Below are 7,187 nucleotides of genomic sequence, written 5' to 3' on the forward strand. Positions count from 1 at the left end.
GCCCAGTAGCCCAGTATTTATGCCCGGTTGGCCCGCCAAGGGTGAGTCGTTGCATGCGATTTCCAGCTGAAATGGTCCAGGGGCTGGGTGCTGTCGCTACCACGCTACCACCTGTTGAAGGGGTCCGATCTGGGCCACGACCCGGATTTGGCGTCCGGAGGCTTCGATGCCATACCAATGGAAGTCGTCCATCCTCAGGAGGAACCTGACCGCCTCGTCACCCGAGAGTAGAACTGACGCGCGTGCATCCCAAACGTGTCCGAGGACCCTGGTTGCCAAGATGGGAACGTTGCCAGTCTGGCTCTGCCTGATAAGGAGACCTTCGGGGGTTTCGGCCGTAAACGAAGCCGGGTCCTGGCCGGGTGAAATCCACCGCGGGTGAAGGCTGTCTGAAGAGAAATCGTCAATAAACGAAGACCCGACGACGGGAACCTGATAACGGTCCTCATCGAACCGCGGCCAACCCTGGTCCCAGGAGATACCCGCAACATAAGTTTCTCGACCCAGGACGTGAAAGCCAGGAACAACGCCTCGGGGACGAACACCGAGGTAGACCGCGGCCCAATCACCATCGACCGTTTCGACCAGGTCCGCGTGGCCGACACTCTGGACGGGCGCCGCCATGCTGCGATGACTGAGGATGGGGTTGTTCGGATGCGGTTCGAAAGGACCTGCGGGCCTGCTGCCACGGCTGACAGAGACGGCATGACCGCGTTCCGTGCCGCCTTCGGCCAAAACCAGATACCAGCAGCCGCCCGCCTCATACAGGTGCGGCCCCTCCGGGTAGGCCAACCCTGTTCCCTGCCACACCTTCCTGGGAGATTCCAAGAGGCGGCCAGCGTCGGGATCCAGCCGCGCCTGGACGATACCGGACTCATTCTCGCCGGGGCCGAACCCCACCCAGGTGAGGTAACAACTTCCGTCGCTGTCCCACGCGATATCCGGGTCGATGCCCAGCGTTCCCGGTATCTGTACTGGGTCGCTCCACGGGCCGGCAGCGTCCTTGGACCGCAACAGCAAATGACCGCCACCGAAGTCGCTCATGTTCGTGGTGACGAACCAGAATTCACCGTTGTGATGCCTGAGCGTTGAGCCGAAGATCCCGCCTGAAGGACGCCCGTCCCCAACAGCGAACTGGCTCCGCCGGGTGAGGATGTTCCCGATCTGATCCCAAGTTACGAGGTCCCGGCTGTGGAAGATCGGCGCTCCGGGGAAGTACTCAAAGCTCGACGTTGCCAGGAAATAGTCGAAGCCGACCCGACAGATTGTGGGGTCAGGGTGGAAACCCGGAATAACCGGTGTGATGGCTGCGGGAGATGTTACTTGCCGAACCTGCTCGACTGCAATGTCAACCAATGGGGCTCCGTCCGTTGCTGGCATTGACTACCCGGTCTGCGGGAGTAGAGGAATTTCAACCCTAGGATGTCCCACCTTGCAGTCCCACCTGGACTTTCACTGGTTGGAACACCTTACCTGCCTCACACCCGCATCACAGCCGGGGACGCCACGTCATTCAGCGCTGCCGCTGCATGGTCCAGAGCGTTGCACTAATTGGCCACGATGCCTTCAAGGGGCGCGACGGTACGTGCCCGGCTGCCCTTCGATCACATGGAAACGCCCCGGACCAGCGTGGTCCGGGGCTTGCGTGGGCGTCTGCTAGCGTCCGATGCAGACGGTGAGATCCAAATAAATATCGTTATCAGCGACAAAGCGATCCTGGAGGTAGCGGGCGAGGCTCGCGTCCGTAGCGGTGTGAACGCTTTGAGCGATCGCTCCTCGCAGCAGCGCCTGGGTGTCGGTGGATTTGACGACATCCAGCGGCGCCCACCCGCGATGACCGCCGGTAAGACGTTCTATGTCCGTGCGGAATGAGCGCTTGTGGTCGTCGCGGACAGTAGCGCGCATGGTGAACGGGATAAAGGGAGTGGGCAATGAGGTCCTTTCACGAGGCAGCCGGTTGTCGATGCCCCGGTTAGAACAAGACCGCCGCAGCCCCCGCTATTCCCCCGAAGCAGCCAAGGAGTCCAGCATCACGGCGCCTGGATGGCACCTCCGCTATCGGCCATGGGCCACTATGCAGGGCGGGAGCTGATAGCGGATCTTATGTAAGCTTCCACCAATTTGGTCTGTACTCGGGCATACGAAATTCCAACCGCTTTAGGTCAAATTCGGGAGCGAGGAGACTGATGGCCAAAGACGGAGCCGCCGCTCAGGGCGCGAAAGCGCTCCCTAAGAAAGCGCCGGTGGGCCTGCTGGCCGCGCGGCGGGCCTTTGAGATAGTGGGCTCGCTCTTGCTGGGGTCGCTGACCGGGCTCGGCGGCGGCGTGGTGCGGGACCTGATCATCGGCGTTACCCCGACGCCTTTCACCCAGCCGGTGTACCTGGTCCCGCCGGTGGCCGCTGCACTGCTGGTCTACTTTTTCGCACGCCGTGTCCAGCGGTTCCCGCGGACACTGCTGATCTTTGACGCCGGCGGCCTGGCACTGTTCTGTGCTGCCGGAGCAGTCACGGCCCGGGACGCGGGCATCAACCCCGTTTCGGCCGCCCTGCTGGGCGTCACCACAGGGGTCGGCGGGGGGTTGCTGCGTGACGTCGTCGCAAACCGGGCAAGACCTAGCAGGTGGGACCGGCCCGGCGTACGTTGGGGGGGCAGGGCAGGACGCTCGAGCCGGACGAAAGGAGACCTCGTGGCCGCGACCGAACAGATATTGCAACACTACGAGTCAATCCGCCCGGAACAGGAGGACTTCTACAAGGACCTCCACCAAAACCCTGAGCTCTCACACCAGGAACACCGCACCGCCGCCAACGTGGCGCGCAGCATGAGTTCCTACGGCTTCCAAACGGAGACCGGGATCGGGGGAACAGGAGTCACTGCGGTGCTGCAAAACGGCAACGGGCCAACGGTTTTACTCCGGGCCGACATGGACGCGCTGCCCCTGCAGGAACGGACCGGCGCGGACTACGCAAGCACCATCACAGCTCAGGACCAGGTCGGGGACCGTGTGCCCGTCATGCACGCCTGCGGACACGACGTTCACGTCGCATGCCTGCTGGGCGCCTCCAGACTGCTCGCCGAGCACCAGGACCAGTGGCGAGGCACGCTCGTGGCCCTGTTCCAGCCCGCCGAGGAAACCGGCGACGGAGCCCGCGGCATGCTCGACGACGCTCTCCTTGATCGCATCCCCCCGCCCGACGTCGCACTCGCCCAGCACGTGCTGCCCGGAGTCTCGGGCCACGTCGCCACCCGGTCCGGCCCGCTCTTATCCAGCGCCGACAGCATCCGCATCACAGTCCACGGCCGCGGCGGCCACGGCTCAATGCCGCAGAACACCATTGATCCTGTCGTTCTAGCCGCCATGATCGTCCTTCGCCTGCAGGCAATCATTTCCCGGGAAACCCCGCCCACCGAACCTGCCGTCCTCACCGTCGGGAGCCTTCACGCCGGAACCAAGAGCAACATCATCCCCGACCAGGCGGTCATGGAACTGAACCTGCGCACCTACACCGACGCCACCCGGCAGCGGATTCTCGACTCTGTCCGACGCGCCGTCCAAGCCGAGTGCGCCGCCAGCGGCTCCCCCAAAGAACCGGACTTCGAAACCTTCGACAGTTTTCCGCTCACCGTCAACGACGAGGCAACAACCACGCGCGTAGCCGGGGCCTTCAGCACCTACTTCGGCGACCGGGCCGGCAGCCTCGAGCTCCAGACCGCCAGCGAGGACTTTAGCGATATTCCGCGGACCGGCAACATCCCCTACACCTACTGGGGCATCGGCGGAACGGACCCGCAGACCTACAGGGCTGCCGTACGGGACGGCCGGGTGCTGGATGACGTTCCGGCCAACCACTCGCCGATGTTCCTACCCGTCCTCCAGCCGACCCTAAAGACCGGAACCGAAGCCCTCGTCGCCGCTGCCCTGGCCTGGCTGGGCCTGGATAATTCACCACCGGCCAACGCGACGGCCTCCTAATCAGACGAGGACGGGACAGCCGCGTCCTTGACAGATGTTGCGTATTCGATAAACCATCCAATCCCCCGTCGTCCCTGACAACAAGACCCAAAACACCAGCACCAACCCCGTGCACAGAACTGCGGCTTGCCTGCATTTAGCAAGACGGGAGGAATGCGTTCACAACACCGGAAGTCTGTCACGACGCCGCCGATAGCCGTGACAATGACAAGCCACCGCTCAGAAGGGGCTACGAAGGCACGTTAGGGTGGGCACTCATCAAAGAAACTCGGGGGCATTTTGTGTTCCAGGCAGTGACTAACGCCGCAGTCCCGCTGAAGCCGCGGCTGGGTTTCTGGCCGCTTACTCGCGGCCGGGCGCCGAGACGGTTGCGGGTGCGTGCTCGATGACGAGTGTGCTCCGGAGGCTTCCTGGTGCTACCAGGCGGGCATTGCGTTCGTCATTGCCGGTTGCGCGCCATTCGGCGATGGCGGCGTCGTTGTCGAACTTCAGGTGCCGGGCGGTGAGCCGGCGCAGGCGTTCGCCCTGTTCGAGTTCCACGAACCAGGTTTCATCCAGGAGGGATGCGACCTCGTTCCATGGGGCCTCGTCTAAGAGCAGGTAGTTGCCTTCGGTGATGATCAGGCGTGTTTCCGGCGGGACGGCGATGGCCCCGGCGAGCGCGTCGTTGACTTCGCGGCGGAACACCGGCGCGAAGATCTCCCGCGAGGTCTCTGAGCGTAGCCGGCGGAGCAACGCGACGTACCCGGCACCGTCGAAGGTCTCGGGAGCGCCCTTGCGGTGCTCCAGCCCGCGGGACTCGAGCAGCGACTGCGCCAGGTGATATCCGTCCATGGGGACCAGGGCGACCTGCCCGGGATGGTTGGTGAGCAGGTGCTCCAGCAGCCATTCGGAGATGGTGGATTTGCCGGCACCGGGCGCCCCGGCTATCCCGAGCAGGCACCGTCCGCGCCGCTGGAGCAGCGCTTCAGCCCGGGCGAGGAGCTGCTGCTGGCCTGATTCGTCCCAGCGCAGGTATGGAGGGGGGCTCATCGCTTCTCCTTCCGGCTCTCACCTGGACCAGGGCAGGAGGTCACCGGTGTTCTACGGCATCACGTTACATCGGCGTGGACAATGTCCACAGATCCTTTGCCGGACCAACACCTGTGCACCTCTCTCCGGCCAAGAAAAGGAACGAATCGAGGACCAGACAATCTCCCAGAAACTTCCCGCAGGTCATGCCGTCACCACAACTCCGGGACACGAATAGGCACAAGGCCGACCAGGTCCGACACAAACAGCAAGACGGGAGGCCCGAGTGATCCCAAGTCGCAGCAGGTCATGCAGTTCCAAGCGCGCCCGCCCACGAAGGAGCAAGCAGCACCGCTGTCCAAGTCCATGGAAGGAGCCGCCAGACCGCAACGGCCACCAACAAAAATGGGCCCCCGCAGGGGCCCATAAAAGGAGACTGGTACACATTCAGAGGACCACAAGCCCCTGAACAGTGAAAACACGTGCCCGAGGTGGGACTCGAACTGCATTCCCTCCCCTGCCAACACTGGACTCCCCCCGGAAACCTGCGGAATCCGGCCCGATCCGGCCCCGGTACGACCGAGTCCGAAAGCCCAAAGTGGGCACTTTTGTACACACCGCAAATTGGCCAGTTCAGAGCGTTGCGGACCCACTCCCCCATGAGGAGATTAGGAATCACGCCGACCCGGCTCAGCGCTGGGGGCATCGGCGCCTAGTGTCGAAAAACTGTTGTCTTCCAAGACAGCAGCGGATGCGGTCGCTGTCGCGTTTCTCACTGGAGATCGTCTACGAGAGTCCTGCACGGCTTGGTCCTGATTGGCGGCATGAGGTGCGACGTCGAAGCTCAAGAGGGTCTTTTGGCCACTCGTTGACGGCGGCCTAACGACGGGCAGACATCGAGTGCACCGAAAGTGCAGTATGATGCACTTATGGATGAGAGTACAACGAGCTTGGCGCTGGCAATCGGCGCCCGGGTTAAGCAGGAGAGGCAGTCGCGGGGCTGGACGCTTGATCAGCTGGCGGAATCTGCCGGGGTAAGCCGAAGGATGGTGGTCAACGTGGAGCAGGGTGCCGCGAATCCCAGCGTGGGAACCCTGCTGAGGATCAGCGACGCGCTCGGCGTGGGGCTGCCCGCGCTGGTCGAGCCCCCTCGGCCGAAGCCGGTGAAGGTCACCCGCAGTGGTGAAGGCGCTGCTTTGTGGAGCGGTGAGTACGGCGGCCGCGGGGTGTTGGTGGCCGGCACCGAACCGCCGGACGTGGTTGAACTGTGGGACTGGACGCTGGATCCCGGCGACCGTCATGTGAGCGAGGCCCATACGTCGGGCACCAAGGAGCTTTTGCAGGTCCAGCAGGGCACGGTCACGGTGGAGGTCGCAGGTCAATTGCTCACCCTCGATGAGGGCGATGCGGTGACGTTCCCGGGCGACGTGGCACACTCTTACGCCAATCCGCGCACGGAGCCGGCGAGGTTCTCCCTGGCCGTCTTCGAGCCGGGCGTGGGGACAGGTCACCGGCCGGAGGCGTCCGATGCTTGAGTCAGGCATGCTTCAGGAATTTCTCGACGGCGGCCATGTTGACGCCGCCGTGTTCGCGCTGCGGCCCGACTACCGGGCGTTRCTGCTGGCCGTTGACGGACTCGTCCCTGGCCCGAGTGACCAGGCCGGAGAGGAGATGCTCCAGGCGGCGGAGTCCGCAGCCCGGGGGCTGCTCAACGGCCGGCCGGTTGAGCAGCTCCCACACGTGGCTGCGTGGCGCGAGGCTTACCAGGCCTTCGGCGCCAAACCCAGCCGCACGCGCAACAGCCTGGAGGCGCTCCTGCGCCGTGCGGTGTCCGGGTTGCCCCGGGTGAACCGTCTCACCGACCTCTATAACGCGGTTTCGGTGCTCCACCAGATCCCGCTGGGCGGGGAGGACCTAAACCGCTACAGCGGTGCGCCCCGGCTGGTCCGCGCTACCGGCACGGAGCCCTTCGATACGGCCGCCGGCGGCGCCGCGGTGATCGAACACCCGGAACCTGGCGAGGTCGTGTGGTGCGACGACGCCGGAGTGACCTGCCGGCGCTGGAACTGGCGCCAGGCACGCCGCACCCAGCTCGGCGAGAACACCACCGCCGCGCTGTTCATCCTCGACGCGCTCGAACCCACGACCGATGAGGCGCTCCACGCCGCAGCCGAGGACCTGACCGCCCGGCTGACCCTACTC

General features: G+C 64.4%; 6 protein-coding genes. 3 read left to right on the forward strand and 3 right to left on the reverse strand.

Translation table 11 applies throughout. The annotated features are described in order from the left end of the window. Nucleotides 1-96: 96 nt before the first annotated feature. A complete protein-coding gene (locus AC1D1W_RS19135; RefSeq protein WP_476944518.1) occupies nt 97-1,356 on the reverse strand; it encodes a glycoside hydrolase family 43 protein in 1,260 nt (419 codons plus the stop codon). A gap of 300 nt (nt 1,357-1,656) precedes the next feature. Continuing rightward, nucleotides 1,657-1,932 carry a hypothetical protein gene (locus AC1D1W_RS19140; protein ID WP_028277917.1) on the reverse strand — a complete coding sequence of 92 codons (276 nt, stop codon included), beginning with the start codon at nt 1,930-1,932 and terminating at the stop codon, nt 1,657-1,659. Nucleotides 1,933-2,186: 254 nt separating this feature from the next. Between AC1D1W_RS19140 and AC1D1W_RS19145 the strand changes: the two genes are divergently transcribed. Beyond that, nucleotides 2,187-3,974 carry an amidohydrolase gene (locus AC1D1W_RS19145; RefSeq protein ID WP_476944519.1) on the forward strand — a complete coding sequence of 596 codons (1,788 nt, stop codon included), beginning with the start codon at nt 2,187-2,189 and terminating at the stop codon, nt 3,972-3,974. A gap of 342 nt (nt 3,975-4,316) precedes the next feature. Here AC1D1W_RS19145 and AC1D1W_RS19150 read toward each other — a convergent pair whose 3' ends face one another. Beyond that, entirely contained in the window at nt 4,317-5,006 is a 690-nt protein-coding gene (locus tag AC1D1W_RS19150; RefSeq protein WP_476944520.1) for a nucleoside/nucleotide kinase family protein, read from the reverse strand. 908 nt (nt 5,007-5,914) lie between these two features. Here AC1D1W_RS19150 and AC1D1W_RS19155 point away from each other — a divergent pair. Both AC1D1W_RS19155 and AC1D1W_RS19160 read left to right on the forward strand, forming a co-directional pair. Further along, the gene (locus tag AC1D1W_RS19155) at nt 5,915-6,520 is read left to right on the forward strand and encodes a helix-turn-helix domain-containing protein (RefSeq protein WP_243178460.1); all 606 of its coding nucleotides are present in this window, start codon (nt 5,915-5,917) and stop codon (nt 6,518-6,520) included. 7 nt (nt 6,521-6,527) lie between these two features. Next, a partial coding sequence (locus AC1D1W_RS19160) for a B3/B4 domain-containing protein (protein WP_476944521.1) occupies nt 6,528-7,187 on the forward strand: 660 nt, incomplete at its 3' end.

Source organism: Arthrobacter sp. P1_B4, from assembly GCF_056406555.1.